This is a genomic window from Dictyoglomus sp. (assembly GCA_025060475.1).
Classification (GTDB): domain Bacteria; phylum Dictyoglomota; class Dictyoglomia; order Dictyoglomales; family Dictyoglomaceae; genus NZ13-RE01.
In genome coordinates, this window is sequence record JANXBZ010000007.1 from 24,084 (window position 1) to 40,615 (window position 16,532).

Sequence of the window (16,532 nt, forward strand, 5' to 3'; positions counted from 1 at the left end):
CTTACTCCTCCTCCTTTTCTAAAATTGTTTCTAACCCATAAAAAAAGCCAGTTCTCTTATATATTTCTCTAATTCCCAAGAGAACTCCTGGTATATAGCAATCTCTACTTATAGCATCGTGTCTAATAGTAAGAATCTGTCCTATTCCCCCAAAGATTATTTCTTGATGAGCCACTAATCCTGGTAAACGAATACTGTGAATATTTATACTATTTATTTTTCCACCCCTTGAGCCAGGAAGTTTTTCCACTTTCGTAGGATCAAAATGGATAAGATTTCTTTTTTTCATCTCTTCTGCCAAAATTTCTGCAGTAGCTATCGCAGTGCCAGAAGGAGCATCTATCTTTTCATTATGATGTAGTTCAATAATCTCTACGTCGGGAAAATATTTTACTAATTTTTTTGCTATTTGAATCATTAAAACTGCACCTAAAGCAAAATTGGGAGCAATTAATGTTGCAGATTTTTTTTCTTCTGTTTTTCTTTTAATATCCTCTATCATATCCTTTGATAAGCCTGTAGTACCTAAAATTACTTTTTTATTTAAATTTAAAGAAAAAATGGCATTTTTATAAGCAGATTCTGGATTTGTGAAATCTACGATAAGATCAAAAGGAAGTTCAGAACATTCCTCTATACTTCCTTTGACCGAGAGAGAGATATTTTCAAGATTAATCACCTTTCCATAGTCCATTCCTACTCCTTTAGGATCTACAGCTCCAGTTAATTCCATATCTTCAGAAGAAGCTATTGCTTTTCCTATCACTCTACCCATTTTTCCTAAGGCTCCACAAAGAACAACTTTTATACTCATAATAAATCACCTCTAGTTATTAATTTTTTAATTTTAGAATTCACTGGGCCCACTAAAGAGAGCGAAAAGGGTTTATTGAAAATATACTCTATGGTATTATGGACATCCTCTAAACTTACTCTTCTTATTTTTCTTATTGTCTCATAAGGAGAAATAATTTCTCCATAAATAGATAAAGAATCAAAATAATAAAAGAGTCTAAATCGGGGATTCTCTATTTGCATTAAAAAGTTATAAATACTCTGCTTTTTGGCTGTATCTAACTCTTCCTTTGTAATTCCTTCCTTCTTTATTTTTTCAATCTGATCTACAAGAGTGATAAGGGTTTTCTCAAAAAATCTTGGTGTTGTTGCAGTATATATTGCAAAAAGACTTGTATCTTTAAAACTTATACCTTGAGTTTCTACATTATAGACCAAACCATTCTTTTCTCGTAATTCTTGAAAAAGACGAGAACTTATTCCGCCTCCTAATATCAATGACAAAAGATAAAGAGAAAACTTTCTCTCATCTTGAGGTTTATAGCTTTCTGTTCCTAAAAAAAATTGAATTTGTTCAAAATTTTCTTCTTTTATCAATTTATTAGGTTTAAAGATGGGAGATGATAATTCTTCATAATAGGTATTTTCTACTTCTTTATAGAAGTTTTTTTCAACCATATCACATATTGTTTTAAAGGATAAATCACCACTCACAAGTATAGTCATGTTGTTTAAATTATATAATCTCTTATAAAAGTCCATTACTTTTTCTAGATTAAAACTTTCAATAGACTCTTCCGTACCTAAAATTTCTCGTGCAATAGGATGTCCATCCCAGGAGGATTTAAGAAAAAGATCTAAAGCAATTTCTTCAGGAGAGTCCCAATACATCTTTACTTCTTCCTTTACAACCTTTTTTTCTATCTCTAAATCTTCCGCCGTGAACTCTGGATTCAAAATTATTTCTGATAAAAGATTTAGACCCCTAGATAAATGAGCTTTTAAAATTTTTAATATGAAATAAGTACCTTCACGAGTTGTAAAAGCATCTAATTCTCCTCCCAATCTATCTATTTCCAGAGCAATATTTTTGTTTTTTCTATAATTATTCTTAAAAAGAAGGTGCTCTACTAAATGAGCTAAACCATGTTCATTTTGTTTTTCGTATCTTGAGCCTGAGTTAACAGCAATTATAATATCAACACTTTTTCTATATGGGGTAGTCTCAAATACTAATTTTAAGTTATTATCTAAAATTAAAATCTGTGGGTTCATCAAATATCGCGACGAGTTAAACTAATTCTTCCTTGAGAATCTATGGAGTCTACTTTAATTAAAATCTCATCTCCAAGATTTATTTCTTCTCTAACCTGTCTTTTACCTTTATTTATAGTTTTGAACTTTGAGATATGTAAAAGTCCTATCTTTCCAGGTAATATTTCCACAAAGGCACCATAATCTGTAACTCTTACTACTTTACCAAGAAATACCTCTCCTTCTTTAATATCTCTTGTGTACTCGTAAATTAGTTGGGAAGCCCTCTCTGCAGACTCCATATTAGGAGCAGATATAATTACTAAACCTTCAGGTTTTATACTAATTTCAGTTTTTGTCTCCTCAATGATTCTTTTTATATTTTTACCACTTGGTCCAATTAAATCACCAATTTTTGAGGGATTAATTTCTACAACTTTAATTCGAGGAGCATAAGGAGAAATCTCTGGTCTTGGGGCAGGAATAATTCTATCCATAATCTCTAATATTTTAAGACGTGCAGATCTTGCTTGGTAAATTGCTTTTTTAAGCATATCATAAGTAAGTCCATCTACTTTAATATCCAACTGAACTGCAGTTATTCCCTTTTTCGTACCTGCAATTTTAAAGTCCATACCTCCTAGAGCATCTTCCAAACCTTGTATATCTGTCAAAATTTCAAATTTTTCTCCATCTTTAATTAACCCCATAGCAACTCCTGCTACGGAAGATCTTATGGGTACACCAGCGTCCATTAAAGCTAAGCTACTACCACAAACACTTGCCATGGAGGTAGAACCATTAGACGATAAAACTTCGGAAACTAATCTTATTGTATAGGGAAACTCCTCTTCTTTTGGGATTAAAGGTAATAAAGCCCTTTCTGCTAACGCACCATGACCTATCTCTCTTCTTCCTGGTCCTCTTAAAGGTTTAATTTCCCCTACAGAGAAAGGGGGAAAATTATAATGATGCATATATCTTTTAGGAGGGCTTTCAATAACGCTTTCAATTATTTGTTCTTCTCCAGCACCAAGAGTTGCTACTGTAAGAACTTGAGTCTCACCTCTTTGGAATAATGCAGAACCATGAACCCGTGGAAGAACTCCCACACTACAACTTATAGGTCTTAATTCATCTAGGCTTCTACCATCTACTCTCCTTTTTTCTTTTAAAATTAAATCTTTTATAAATTCCTTTGCGATTTCATTTATAATTTCATCAACTTGAATTATTTTATTCCCATATATAGGTTCAAAAAATTTAGCAACTTTATTTTTTAAATCTTCTAATGCCTTTTGCCTTTCTGATTTACTTATAGTTAAAATCGCATTTCTAATTTCCTCTTCTGAGATATAATTTAATACATCTCTTTTTAAATTTTCATCGATTTTATAAGGAACATAAGGAAAAGGTTGAGGTTTAATTGCTTTTAAGATTTCTTCCTGTAACTCAATAGTATCTTGAAGGGCATAATGTCCTCTAATTACCCCTTCTATAAATACATCTTCTGGAACTTCAACTCCGTCTCCCTCTAACATAAATATCTTATCTCTTGTTCCCGCAACAACTAAATCTAATAATAAATTCGAAGCTTTTTCTGCTTTAGGATTTATTATCCAATTCTCTCCATCCCACCCTACCCTAACAGCTCCTAAGGGACCATTAAAAGGTAAACCAGCTAACATAATAGCACATGAAGCACCAATAATTCCTGGAATATCAGGATAATTCTCTTGGTCTACCGCTAAGACAGTAACAATTATCTGAACTTCATTTCTAAAATCCTTAGAGAAAAGAGGTCTTAAGGGTCTATCAATAAGTCTCGCCATTAAAATTTCATTTTCTGAAGGTTTTCCTTCTCTCTTTAAAAATCCACCTGGAATTTTACCAGCTGCATATAATTTCTCAACATATTCTACAGTCAACGGGAAAAAGTCAACATCTTCCTTAAAATCCTCAGAAGAGACAACAGTAACTAAAAGAACAGTTTCTCCATATTGTATTAAAAGAGAACCCGTTGCTTGCCACGCAACTTTTCCTATTTCGATTATTAGGTCTCTACCTGCAATTTCTTTTTTAAAGGTATAAGTTTCTGCCATATTTATTTTCTTAATCCTAATTCCTGAATCAATTTTTTATATCTTTCCATATCTTTCTCTTGAAGATATCTTAATAACTTTCTTCTTTTACCTATCATTTTTAAAAGTCCAACCCTTGAATGAAAATCTTTCTTATGTATCTTTAAATGTTCAGTAAGTTTTTTTATTCTCTCTGTTAATAAAGCAATTTGAACCTCAGGAGATCCTGAATCTTTTTCATTAATCCTAAATTTTTCAATTATTTCTCTTTTTTCTTCCTTTGTTAGAGCCATTTTTACCTCCTTATTCTTTTTCAAAAAATCGCCTATAGCAATGGTAACCCATCACTATAGGTTAGTTACTATTTTAGCACATTTCTTAATTTAATACCAGTATTTATGTAAAAAGAAAAACAAAAAGCTTTTTACATTTTTAACTCATTTTTACATTTATTAATTATTTCCAACTCTCTTTTCAATACCTCTTCTACTTTATTTAGTAAAACTAAGATATAGTCTTCTGCTTCCTTTTTAATTTCATTTGCCTCTTTTTTTGCTTCCTCAATTATTGTCTCCGCTTCCTTTTGGGCTTTTAAGGTAATATTACTTTCTCTCAGAAGATTCTCAGCTTTTTCTTTTGCAATTTTTATAACACTTTGAGCTTCTTCTTCGGCTTCTTTTAAGATTTCTTCTTTTCTTCTAATTATTCTTTTTGCCTCCGCTAATTCTTCGGGAAGAGTTCTATCCAAATCTTCTATTAAAGAAACTAACTTATTATAATCTATTACTACTTTTTCAAGCACAGGAATTATGAGACCTTTCTTAATAATACTTCTTATTTCTTCGATAATTTCAAAAGATCTATTTAGCATTATTACCTCGAAATTTCAAATAGAGTTTTTTAGCAACCATATCAGGAACCAAATCCTTAACACATCCACCAAACTTTGCAATTTCTTTAACCATGCTTGAGCTTAGATAAGCATATTTTGAATCTGTAACAAGAAATATAGTTTCACAATCGGGATATAATTTTTTATTTGCTAAGGCTTGTTGAAATTCATATTCAAAATCAGAGACAGCTCTTAAACCTCTTATTATAACCTTTGCTTCTACTTTTTTAAGATAGTCCACAAGAAGCCCATCAAAATGATCAACATAGACATTGCCTATATCCTTAACACTTTCTCTTAGCATTTCTAGTCTCTCTTCAAGGGTAAAAAGGGGAACTTTAGCTATATTTTGAGCTACAGCAACAATTAGTTCATCGCAAATATTTGCAACCCTTTTTATAATATCCAAGTGTCCATTAGTTACTGGGTCAAAGCTTCCTGGATAAACTGCTCTTCTAAACATTTTCATTTTTCCTCATGTAATAACTAAAAAAAGTCTCCCCAAAATTTTTTATATCATACAATTCTAAAACTTTAAAACTATTTTGCAGTTTTATTTTTTTGTGATGTTCAACAATAACTATTCCCTTCTCTTTTATCCATAATTTTTCTTCTAATAAATTTAATATCTCATTTATTTTTTTTCCATAGGAATATGGTGGATCCATAAATATAATATCAAATTTCTCGTGGAAATTTCTTTTCAGAAAAGAGAAAACATCCTGAAAAAAAATTTCAATTTTTTCCTTCACCCCTAAAATTTTTACATTATTTTTTAGCATTATTACGGCAGGTAAATAGTTTTCAACAAAAACAACTTTTTTTGCTCCCAAGCTTAAAGCCTCAAATCCTATTATACCTGAGCCTGAAAAGAGATCTAAAAAATAAGAGTTAATGATTTTATCTCCCAAGGAATTAAATAAAGAAGTTCTTGCCTGTTCCATGGTAGGTCTATATTTTTTTCCTCTTAAGGCTTTTATTTTTTTTCCCTCAAAGATTCCTCTAAGAATTCTTATTTCAGATGACAAGAGCTTTCTCCTTTTTTTCTTTTATAAGCCATTTTCTTATAAGACTATTTTCTTCCTTCTCCAAGTTAGCATCATCCTTTAAAATCTCAAAAGCTTCCTTTCTTGCAATTTCAAGAATTCTCAGATCTCTTGTAAGATCAGTCAAATGAAGATCAGGAAGCCCATGTTGTCTTGTACCGAAAAATTCTCCAGGTCCACGAATTTCTAGGTCTTTATTTGCAATTATAAAACCATCATTAGTGCTTACAAATACTTCTAATCTCTTTTTTGCCTCTTCTCCCTTAAGATCTGCTATTAGAAAACAGACAGAAGCAACTTCACCTCTTCCTATTCTTCCGCGTAATTGATGTAGTTGGGCTAATCCAAAGCGATGAGCGTCTTCGATTACCATAACTGATGCATTGGGTACATCAATACCTACTTCTATTACGGTAGTTGCCACCAAGATTTGGATTTTACCGTTTCTAAAATCCTCCATTATTTTTGCTCTCTCCTCTTTTGGAACCAAACCATGGATCAATCCAATATTAAAGTTAGGAAAAAACTTTTTTAATTTTTCATATAACTTAGTAGCAGATTCTGCCTCTAATTTTTCAGATTCTTCAATAAGAGGACACACAACATAAGCTTGTTTTCCTGACAATATTTCTTTCTGTACTAAAGAATAAACCTCTCTTCTTCTAGAAGTGGGATAAAGATAGGTACTAACAGGCTTTCTTCCAGGAGGCAAAGCATCTATTATGGAAACATCAAGCTCTCCATAGATTGTTATTGCTAAAGTTCTTGGAATAGGAGTTGCAGTCATAACTAAAAGATGAGGGTTCTCTCCTTTTTTCCATAGATTTGATCTTTGAACAACTCCAAATTTATGTTGTTCATCAATAATTACTAAACCTAAATTCTTAAACTTAACCCCCTCTTGAATCAAAGCATGAGTGCCAATTACTACAGATAAATTTCCAATTTTCAAATCTTCTAATATACTTAATTTTTCCTTCTTAGAAAGACTTCCAATCAGAAGACCAATCCTAACACCAAGAGGTTCAAAAAGAGGTCTTAATCTAGAATAGTGTTGTTCTGCTAATATTTCTGTGGGAACCATAAAAGCAGACTGATATCCATTTTCTACTGCCAATAGGACTGCCATTGCAGCTATAATGGTTTTTCCAGACCCAACATCTCCTTGTAATAATCTATGCATAGGTTTTCCCGACGAAAGATCTAATTTGATTTCATTCCAAACTTTTTCTTGGGCCGATGTTAATTTAAAAGGAAGTTTTTCAAGAAAAGTATTTAATAAGGAACTTTCCGTATTAAATACAGGCGCAGAAAGGGATTCAATCTCTCTCTTTTTTTGAGCCAAGGTTAATTGCATAAATAATAATTCTTCAAATACCAATCTTTTGGTGGCACTTCCCATTGAGAGAAATGTAGTAGGAAAATGCTTCTCTAATATGCTTATAGGTTTATCCATAAGATTGTATTTTTGTTTAATTTTTTCTGGAAGAGTATCTTCAATGAAAATCGAGTATTGATTAACAACGTCGTAAATTATTTGTCTCATAACCTTTTGAGATAATCCTTGGGTCAAAGAATAAATAGGAACAATCCTCCCCACATGTAACGTTTCTTCTTTATCCTCCTCTAAAATCTCATACTCTGGATTTTCTATCTCAAAATTTCTAAGAACTTTTTTGACTTCCCCTGAGATTAAGACTTCGGTACCTATAGGCAAATTCTGTTTTATAAATTTTTGATTGTACCAAATTGCATACATATATGATGTCCCATCAGTAACTTTTGCTCTCAATATTGGAATCCTTTTATATGGTGTTTTGCTTTCTTCATATTCAAGAATTTTTACTTTCAAAGTAACTTTTTCTCCAGGAGTTAATTGGGCAATCTTTTTAAGCTTAGATCTATCATCATAATCTCGAGGAAAATAATAAATTAAATCTTTTAAATTATTGATTCCAAGTCTATTAAGTAATTTTGCTCTCTTGGGTCCTATTCCTTTTATGTACTGAATAGATTTACTCCAAAATTCATCGTCAGAGTATATTTCTAGTGCAATACTTATAATCGTATAAATATCTGAAATTATTTTTTTCCTCTCTTCTAAGGTTTTTCCTGTGTAATTCGAAATTAAATCTAAAACTTTAGTAGACCAAAATCCCTTCCAGAGAGGGAATTCCTTCATCGCAACCTCTAAAGTCTTTTCTAATCCATATTTTGTACTTCTATTTGAATAATTTAACTCTATCTCCCTCTCTAGGATTTCTTTTAATCCTTTAAGGATTTTTATATTTCTTGTTTCGAGGATCATTCTAAACCAAGATAATAATAATAATAGGGTTGACCTCCATAGATTAATTCTATGCTAAGAGAAGAATACTTCTGAGAAATCAAATTATATAATTCTTGAGCTTCTTCCTTACTAATATCCTGCCCATAATAAATAGTTAAAACTTCTCCATTTTCTTTTAAGAGTTTCTCTACCAAGTTTATGGCTACCTCATTTATGTCCTTACCTACATAAGCAATCTCATCATTAATTAATCCTAAAATATCCCCCTCAGAAATCTCAAAGCCATTTATAGAAGTATTCCTTATAGCTCGTGTTATTTCACCAACTCTTATGCTATCCTTTCCCTTTTCAAATTTTTTCTTCATCTGTTCCCAAGAATCCTTTGGATTATATTCAACTAATGCTCTAATACCCTCTAAAACATGTTTCGTAGGAATTATAATTACCTTATCCTTGTATAGGTTTTCTACTTGTTGTGCTGCAAGAATAACATTTTTATTATTAGGAAAGAGAAAAACCTTATCAGCATTAATTTTCTCTACAGCATTCTTAATAGCCTCTACACTAGGGTTTAAAGTTTGTCCTCCATTTATAATAAAATCTACAGAAAAGCTATTAAATATTTGATTTAAGCCCTCCCCCCAAGATACAACCACAAATCCTACATCTTTCTTCGGAGATAAGGCTTTAGGCATAGGTTCTATTTCTTTTCTTAATCTTTCTTCATGTTGTTCCGCCATATTATCTATCTTTATTTGAGACAAACTCCCTAATTCTAATGCTCTATCTAAGATTTTTCCAGGATTATTAGTATGAATATGAACCTTTAACATTCCCCTTGTTTCTGCTGTAACAATACTATCTCCTTGAGAATAGAGCCAATTTTTAAATTCTGAGAAATCTGTATTTTCTTGAGAAAGTATTATAAACTCAGTACAATACTGATAAGTAATAACATGTTTCTCTATTACTTCTAAATCGGGTTTTTCTCTTAGAATAACTCTTTCCTCTTTTAATTCTATTTTTTTACCCATAAGTCCATTTAAAAAACCTTCCCAAAAATAGACTAAACCTTGTCCTCCCGCGTCAACAACTTGAGCTTCTTTAAGTATAGGTAAAAGATTGGGAGTATCAGCCAAAGCTTTCTTAGCTCTATCAAGCATTCTTTTTGTTATAACTAATATATCCTTGGTTTCCTTTAGAGCTAGAGTTGCTTCCTTTACTCCTTCTCTAAGTACTGTAAGAATAGTTCCCTCTGTAGGATTTAAAACTGCCCTGTATGCAACTCTTGTTGCTTCTTGCCATGCTTTTACCCAGGTATCTGCATCAATTTTATCTTTATTTTTAATATATTCTGCAAAACCTCTAATAATTTGAGAAAGTATTACCCCTGAATTTCCTCTTGCTCCCATAAGAGAGCCTTTTATTGATGCTTCCGCTACATTTTTAATATTCTTTACTTTTTGTTTTTTAATTTCTGCCAAAGTAGATTGCAGTGTATATAACATATTTGTCCCTGTATCACCATCAGGCACAGGAAAAACATTTAAAAGATCTATTTCTTCTTTATGGATCTGCAATTGATATACAGCTTGTTCAAAAAGATTTTCTAATAATTCTCCGTTTAACTCTTGAACCTTTTGCAAAATTAAACTTCCTCCCAATTAAAGGATTCTTTCTTTTCTTCCATCAGACGAATACCCCAAATATTTACATTTATTTCCTTTACTGTAAGTCCTGTGGTTTTCTCTAAATTCCATTTTACTCGTTCCATAACATTATGGGCAACTTCAGGAATTCTTACTCCATAAGCAACAATAATATAAAGTTCTATTATCAATCCATCTTCCGCAATACGTACTTGAACTCCTCTTCCTAGTTCTTCTCTATGTAGAAGTTCTGAAATTCCATCTGCTATATTTCTTGCTGCCATACCAATAACTCCATAGCTCTGAAGAGCAGATAAGCTTGCTAAGGTTGCGATAGCATTTTCAGAAATTTCTACCCAACCTATTCCTGTAAAGTACTTCTGATAGGATTTTTCGTGTTTAAATATAAAGTCTTGGATCCAAGGCATCTCTTAATCCATCCCCTAATAAATTAAAACCAAATACTATAATCATAATCACAATCCCAGGAAATACAGGATACCACCAAGCACTTCGCATATATGCTAACCCCGCTTGAACCATAGATCCCCAGCTAGGAGTTGGAGCTTGAACTCCTAAGCCTAAAAAACTTAAACCTGCTTCTAACATTATCATTCCACCCATACCAAGGGTTGCTTCAATAATTATTGGAGAAAGAGCATTAGGAAGAATATGTCTAAATAAAATCCTCCATGTACCAGCTCCTATTGCTCGAGCACTGGCAACAAAATCTCTTTCCCTTAAACTCAATACCTGTCCTCTTACTATACGAGCGACCCCTGCCCAACCAATAATAGCAACAGCAAGGTATAAATTTTGAATCCCTGGCCCAAAAACTGCAACCACAGCAATTACAAATAAAAGGAAAGGAAAAGCAAAGAGTATTTCTACAATTCTCATAATTACATCGTCAACCCAACCTCCATAAAATCCAGCTAAAAGTCCAAGAACTGTTCCAAGAGAAATAGAAATAACTTGCGCAAAAAAACCAATCTGTAGAGAAACTCTTGCTCCAAATATAATCCTGCTTAAAATATCCCTCCCAAACTCATCAGTTCCTAATAGATGCTCTCTACTTGGGGGTAACAAATGTTTTGAGAGATCAACTTTTAAAGGATCATAAGGAGCAATATAGTCTGCAAATATCGCAATTATAACAATTATAATAACTATACTAAGTCCCACAAGGGCAAGCTTATTTTTTGCGAGTCTTTTCCATGCTATCTTCCATAGACTCCGTGGTTTTCTTATACTTTGTTGTAAAGCAATTTCTTTGGCCAAGATCCTTACCTCCTATTCATATCTAATTCTTGGATCAATGAAAGCGTAGGAGATATCAACCAGTAAATTTGCTATTATATAAATAAAGGCTATAAAGATAACAGTTCCTTGGATCACTGGTAAATCTCTATCAAGAATTCCTTGAACTGTTAATCTTCCTAATCCTGGCCATGCAAATATAGTTTCTGTAAGAACCGCACCTGTAAGAAGATCTCCGATAACCATTCCTGCATAAGTCACTACTGGTATAAGAGCATTCCTTAAGGCATGCTTGAAAATAACTATTTTTTCAGGTACTCCTTTAGCTCTAGCAGTAATTATATACTCTTGTCTTATTACTTCTAACATAGAGGATCTCGAAAGACGAGCAAAATATGCAGCTGGTCTTGTCCCAAGGGCAATAGCAGGTAAAATTACAGCTTTTAATCCATATTCTGACACATATCCACCTAAGGGAAACCATCCTAATTTAAATCCAAATATCAATAAAAGTATAATTCCTATCCAATAAACAGGAGCAGACACTCCAAGAAGTGCTATTACCATTGCAGAGTAATCAAAAATTGAATATTGTTTGACAGCAGAAATTACTCCTGCAGAAACTCCAATTCCTACTGCAATTATAAAAGAAAATAATGCCAATATAGCAGTAGCCTTTAATCTTTCCAATATTGATTCTAACACAGGTATATTAGTTTTAAAGGATCTACCAAAATCAAGTCTAACTATTCTTCCTAGAAATCTTATATACTGTATATACCAGGGTTGATCTAAACCCCACGATTTTCTAATTTGGACCAAAACTTCAGGATCTGCTCTTTGTCCCGCAATTAAACGAGCAGGATCCCCTGGAGCTATATAAAATAGAGCGAAAGTAATAAGCGATACTCCTATAAATACAGGGATTGATTGGATTAATCTTCTAATAAAATATCTATACAACTTCTTTTATCTCCTCCTTACTAAAAATTTAGGGAGGCAAGGTTATGAACCCTACCTCCCTTTTTAACTATTATCTTTTTGATAGCCAAACTACTCTATATCTCACCCCAGAAAGACCTGTTAATGGATCCACATATAATCCATGTACCCAAGGTTGATGAATAGGCTGAGATACATAATAGAATATAGGAATTATAGGTAAATCTTCTAAAATTAATCTTTCCGCTTCATTATAGTATTTTACTCTTACATTCCAGTTTGTTATTTTTCTTGCTTTATCTGTTAATTCATCGACTTTTGGATTTTTATAGAAAGTATGATTTCCTGCTTCACCAAAATTCTGGGAATTAAATAATACCCATAAAAAGTTATCAGGATCAATGTAGTCTGCAACCCATCCTAATCTAAATATAGAAAGCTCACCCTTATCCAATAAATCAAGATATACTGCCCAATCATAATTCTGAAGTTTAGCTTTAATTCCAATTTCTGCTAAATTAGCTTGAATTGCTTCCATAATTCTTTGATGAGCTCTACTTGTATTATAGAATATCGTTAACTCAGGAAGCCCCCTTCCTCCAGGGTATCCTGCCTTTTCAAGAAGTTTTTTGGCTTCTTCTACATTATAACTTAAATTTTCTTTTGCCCAATTATATATTCCCCTACTAAACCCAGGCATGTTAGGTGGAAGAATTGTGTAGGCAACTTCCGCTCTATTCCTTCTAATAACTCTCACAATTTCTTCTTTATTTATAGCTCTCGCAATTGCCCATCTCAAATATTTATTATCAAGAGGCTTTTTCTTTAGGTTAAATCCTAAATAATAAATTCCAAGAATAGGTTTACTAATAATATATGGTTTATATTTTGGATCATTAATAACTCTATCCCACTCAGTATCAGGAATACCAGTTATATCTAATAATCCCTTTTCAAAATTTAAGAAATCTACCTGCTCATCGGGAATAATTGACCATTCAATAGCATCAGTATAGGGTCTTCCTCTAAAATATTTAAGATTTGCTTTTAATCTTATTTTTACGTCGTGTTTCCACTCTTCAAACATATAGGCGCCAGTTCCAACAGGATTTGTAGCAAAATCTTTACCTAATTTTTCAACAACCTCTTTAGGAACTACCCAGAAACAAGAATAAGTCAATGTAGAAAGAAAAGGAGCAAAGGGCTCTTTGAGGGTAATTTCTAAAATGTACTTACTTTTTGCTTTTACATCTTTAATGGGTTCTGCAAAATTTGCACGAGGAGATGCAGTTTTAGGATCCATAATCCTTTTTATAGAATATACAAAATCTTCTGCGGTTACCTTTCTCCCATTATGGAAATAAACATCATCTCTTAAATAGAAGGTATAAGTTAAGCCATCTTTTGAAATACTCCAACTCTTTGCAATAACAGGAACAATTCTACCTTCCGAATCATACTCTACTAAACCATCAAAAATTTGTCTTGCTACTTCGTCAGATGCAGTATCAGTAATCATTGCAGGGTCTAAAGTTGGAGGATCATTAATTAAACTCCTTCTTAAAACCCCACCATATTGGGGAGCTTGAGCTAAAGAGATTCCAGATAATAAAGTGATTAACAAAACCAATAAAGGAACAATTACAAAACGCTTCATTAAATTTACCTCCTCAAAATTTAGTTTAGAAAAATAAATTTTAAGCTTCATTTCCCATTCAAATTAAAAATAATAGGGTAGAAGTTAACATGAAAAGTATCGCCAAAACAATCGTTATCTGTTTTAATGTTTTTTCCATTCTTCTTTTTGCCTTAAAAAATACAGATTGGCCACCACCAATAAAGCCTAATCCTTCTCCAACCTCAGATTGAAAAAGTATCACCAAAATTAAACCTACAGATATTAAAAAATGAAAAATCAAAAGAACTGTATACATGTCTCCTCTCTCCTTATTACTAAAATTATACTTTAACTATTTCCCAGAAGGTTTGAGGATTTAAACTTGCACCTCCTACTAATGCTCCATCAATTTCAGGTTGAGATAAGAATTCAGAAATATTTTTGGGATTTACACTTCCTCCATATTGAATTCTAACTTTTTGTGCAATATCCTTTGAATAATTTTCGCTAATTATTTTTCTAATTAAACAAGCAACCTCATTAGCATCTTCACCCTTCGCAGAATGTCCTGTTCCAATAGCCCAAACAGGCTCATAAGCAATAACAAGTTTCTCAACCATATCTTTATTCAAACCTTCTAGCGCTTTATTTATTTGTTTTATAATAACATCTTCTGTTTTACCTCTTTCTCTTTCTTCCCATTTCTCTCCAACACATAAAATAGGAGTAAGACCATTTTCAAAAGCAGATTTTAATTTTTTATTTACTAATTCATCAGTTTCACAAAAATATTGTCTCCTTTCAGAATGTCCAACAATCACATATTCACATCCTAAATCCTTCAACATAATAGGAGAAACTTCTCCAGTATAGGCTCCTTCTTTTTCCCAAAAAAGATTTTGTGCACCTAATTTATATGGGGTATTTTTTATAAATTCCCTTACTAAAAAAAGAGATGTAAAGGGAGGACATATTACTACTTCTTTCTCAGTGTAATTATTTGACAGAGATAAAAACTCTTTAAAAAAAATTTCAGAATCTTTCGTAGTTTTATACATTTTCCAATTTGCAGCAATAATTTTTTTTCTCAATTTTTTTCTTCCTCCTTATAAAATCCTCATTAATTTATATGCGCCTTTTTTTAGACTATTTCTAATTTTACCTAAATTTGCTTCTCGTGCTGATACTACTACTAAAACCGCAGGTTTTCCCTCTAGAGGCATTAAGAAGATCGCTCCTTCTTCATAAATAATAAGAATTTCCCTCGTATTCCCCTTTACTAACGTTTGTCCAATCATTGATGCTACCTTTAAGCCTCCAGATGCAACTCCTGCAACCTCTTCAGTATCTGTAGAATCTTTCGTAACTCCATCAATAGTTAATCCATCTTCGCTTACCAAAACTGAAGCTTGAATTCCCTCTGTTTTAATAATTTCCTCTAAAATCTCTTTAATATCCGCCAAATCTTCCCCCCATAAATTTTTATATTATTTCTTTTCTAAAAGAACTGCTATACCTGGCAATACCTTCCCTTCTAAGAATTCAAGAGACGCTCCCCCACCAGTAGATATATGAGTAAATTTGTCTTCTAAGCCAAATTTCGATACTGCAGAGGCAGTATCCCCACCACCTACAATACTAACACAATTTTTATTATTAGCTATAGCCTTCGCTATCTCCCTTGTTCCATCAGCAAATTTATCTATTTCAAAAATTCCCATAGGTCCATTCCATATTATTGTTTTTCCTTTTTCTATTTCTTTAACAAATTTTTCTATAGATTTTGGTCCAATATCTACACCTATATCATCAGGATCGAATTCACCTTTATTTTTAACCTTTGTTTCTGCTGTTTCAGATATTTCTTTAACAACTGTGGCATCATCAGGTAAAAGTAGTTTTATACCTTTTTCTTCTGCAGTCTTTATAAATTTTTTAGCTATTTCTACTTTATCCTCCTCTAAGATAGATTTTCCAATTTCAAATCCCTGAGCTTTCCAAAAAGTAAACATCATACCTCCGCCAATAATAAGAGTATCTACCTTTTCTAGAAGATTTTCGATAACTCCTATTTTATCAGATACTTTTGCTCCACCAAGAATACAAATAAAAGGTCTTTCAGGACTTTCTAAAGCTTTTCCCATAATTTCTATTTCTTTCTTTACTAAAAGACCTGCATAAGCAGGTAAATATTGAGCAACTCCTGCAGTTGATGCATGAGCTCTATGGACTGTTCCAAAGGCATCACTAACATAAATATCTCCAAGTTTTGCTAATTTTTTTGCAAACTCGGGATCATTAGCTTCCTCTTCTTTATGAAACCTCAAATTTTCAAGAAGAATAACTTCTCCTGATTTCATATTTTCCACTTCTTTTTCTACATCTTCCCCAATACAATCATTCAACTTTTTAACAGGTCTTCCTAAAAGTTCACTTAATCTTTTCGCTACAGGATCTAACCTTAAATCATCCTGGACACCCTTTGGTCTTCCAAGATGAGACATTAAAATTACTTTTGCTTGTTTTTCTATTAGATATTGAATTGTTGGTAAAGCTTCCTTTATTCTTCTATCATCAGTAATAACTCCATTTTTCATTGGGACATTAAAATCGACCCGAACTAAAACTCTTTTATTCTTCAAGTCTTCTTCTTTCAAATCCAAAATACTTAATTTAGGCATCTTTCCTCCTCCTTTCTTTAAATA

The 16,532-nt window shown here is 32.3% G+C and carries 17 protein-coding genes; all 17 read right to left on the minus strand.

Annotated elements, in window-relative coordinates:
- Position 1: 1 nt before the first annotated feature.
- The 17 genes from dapB to NZ841_04875 all read right to left on the minus strand — a co-directional run bounded on the left by dapB (position 2) and on the right by NZ841_04875 (position 16,508).
- A complete protein-coding gene (gene dapB, locus NZ841_04795) occupies positions 2-814 on the minus strand; it encodes a 4-hydroxy-tetrahydrodipicolinate reductase (GenBank protein ID MCS7202073.1) in 813 nt (270 codons plus the stop codon).
- Complete coding sequence (locus tag NZ841_04800; protein MCS7202074.1) at positions 811-2,070, minus strand: insulinase family protein; 1,260 nt, start codon at positions 2,068-2,070, stop codon at positions 811-813. The genes dapB and NZ841_04800 overlap by 4 nt, the downstream gene beginning before the upstream one ends.
- The gene (locus NZ841_04805) at positions 2,070-4,151 is read right to left on the minus strand and encodes a polyribonucleotide nucleotidyltransferase (GenBank protein ID MCS7202075.1); all 2,082 of its coding nucleotides are present in this window, start codon (positions 4,149-4,151) and stop codon (positions 2,070-2,072) included. Before NZ841_04805 ends, NZ841_04800 begins: the two co-directional genes overlap by 1 nt.
- A gap of 2 nt (positions 4,152-4,153) precedes the next feature.
- Positions 4,154-4,423, minus strand: a complete 270-nt coding sequence (gene rpsO / locus NZ841_04810) for a 30S ribosomal protein S15 (GenBank protein ID MCS7202076.1) — start codon at positions 4,421-4,423, stop codon at positions 4,154-4,156.
- Positions 4,424-4,554: 131 nt separating this feature from the next.
- Positions 4,555-5,001, minus strand: a complete 447-nt coding sequence (locus NZ841_04815; protein ID MCS7202077.1) for an ATPase — start codon at positions 4,999-5,001, stop codon at positions 4,555-4,557.
- Positions 4,991-5,485, minus strand: coding sequence for a pantetheine-phosphate adenylyltransferase (gene coaD / locus NZ841_04820; GenBank protein MCS7202078.1), 495 nt, complete (start codon positions 5,483-5,485; stop codon positions 4,991-4,993). The genes NZ841_04815 and coaD overlap by 11 nt, the downstream gene beginning before the upstream one ends.
- Entirely contained in the window at positions 5,478-6,050 is a 573-nt protein-coding gene (gene rsmD / locus NZ841_04825; GenBank protein ID MCS7202079.1) for a 16S rRNA (guanine(966)-N(2))-methyltransferase RsmD, read from the minus strand. Before rsmD ends, coaD begins: the two co-directional genes overlap by 8 nt.
- On the minus strand, positions 6,040-8,376 hold the full coding sequence (recG, locus tag NZ841_04830) for an ATP-dependent DNA helicase RecG (protein ID MCS7202080.1): 2,337 nt from the start codon (positions 8,374-8,376) through the stop codon (positions 6,040-6,042). Before recG ends, rsmD begins: the two co-directional genes overlap by 11 nt.
- Positions 8,373-10,004: a DAK2 domain-containing protein gene (locus NZ841_04835; protein MCS7202081.1), complete on the minus strand. Its 1,632-nt coding sequence runs from the start codon at positions 10,002-10,004 to the stop codon at positions 8,373-8,375. Before NZ841_04835 ends, recG begins: the two co-directional genes overlap by 4 nt.
- Before the next feature lie 2 nt (positions 10,005-10,006).
- Positions 10,007-10,435 (minus strand): Asp23/Gls24 family envelope stress response protein, encoded by a 429-nt coding sequence (locus NZ841_04840; protein ID MCS7202082.1) that lies wholly within the window; start codon positions 10,433-10,435, stop codon positions 10,007-10,009.
- Positions 10,407-11,288 (minus strand): ABC transporter permease, encoded by an 882-nt coding sequence (locus NZ841_04845; protein ID MCS7202083.1) that lies wholly within the window; start codon positions 11,286-11,288, stop codon positions 10,407-10,409. Before NZ841_04845 ends, NZ841_04840 begins: the two co-directional genes overlap by 29 nt.
- A 12-nt stretch (positions 11,289-11,300) precedes the next feature.
- Entirely contained in the window at positions 11,301-12,230 is a 930-nt protein-coding gene (locus NZ841_04850) for an ABC transporter permease (GenBank protein ID MCS7202084.1), read from the minus strand.
- A 70-nt stretch (positions 12,231-12,300) separates the two neighbouring features.
- The gene (locus NZ841_04855; protein MCS7202085.1) at positions 12,301-13,866 is read right to left on the minus strand and encodes an ABC transporter substrate-binding protein; all 1,566 of its coding nucleotides are present in this window, start codon (positions 13,864-13,866) and stop codon (positions 12,301-12,303) included.
- Between the two features lie 58 nt (positions 13,867-13,924).
- A complete protein-coding gene (gene secG / locus NZ841_04860) occupies positions 13,925-14,143 on the minus strand; it encodes a preprotein translocase subunit SecG (protein ID MCS7202086.1) in 219 nt (72 codons plus the stop codon).
- A 25-nt stretch (positions 14,144-14,168) separates the two neighbouring features.
- The gene (tpiA, locus tag NZ841_04865) at positions 14,169-14,918 is read right to left on the minus strand and encodes a triose-phosphate isomerase (GenBank protein MCS7202087.1); all 750 of its coding nucleotides are present in this window, start codon (positions 14,916-14,918) and stop codon (positions 14,169-14,171) included.
- Between the two features lie 15 nt (positions 14,919-14,933).
- On the minus strand, positions 14,934-15,290 hold the full coding sequence (locus NZ841_04870) for a roadblock/LC7 domain-containing protein (protein MCS7202088.1): 357 nt from the start codon (positions 15,288-15,290) through the stop codon (positions 14,934-14,936).
- A gap of 24 nt (positions 15,291-15,314) precedes the next feature.
- Positions 15,315-16,508 carry a phosphoglycerate kinase gene (locus tag NZ841_04875; protein MCS7202089.1) on the minus strand — a complete coding sequence of 398 codons (1,194 nt, stop codon included), beginning with the start codon at positions 16,506-16,508 and terminating at the stop codon, positions 15,315-15,317.
- Between the last annotated feature and the right edge of the window lie 24 nt (positions 16,509-16,532).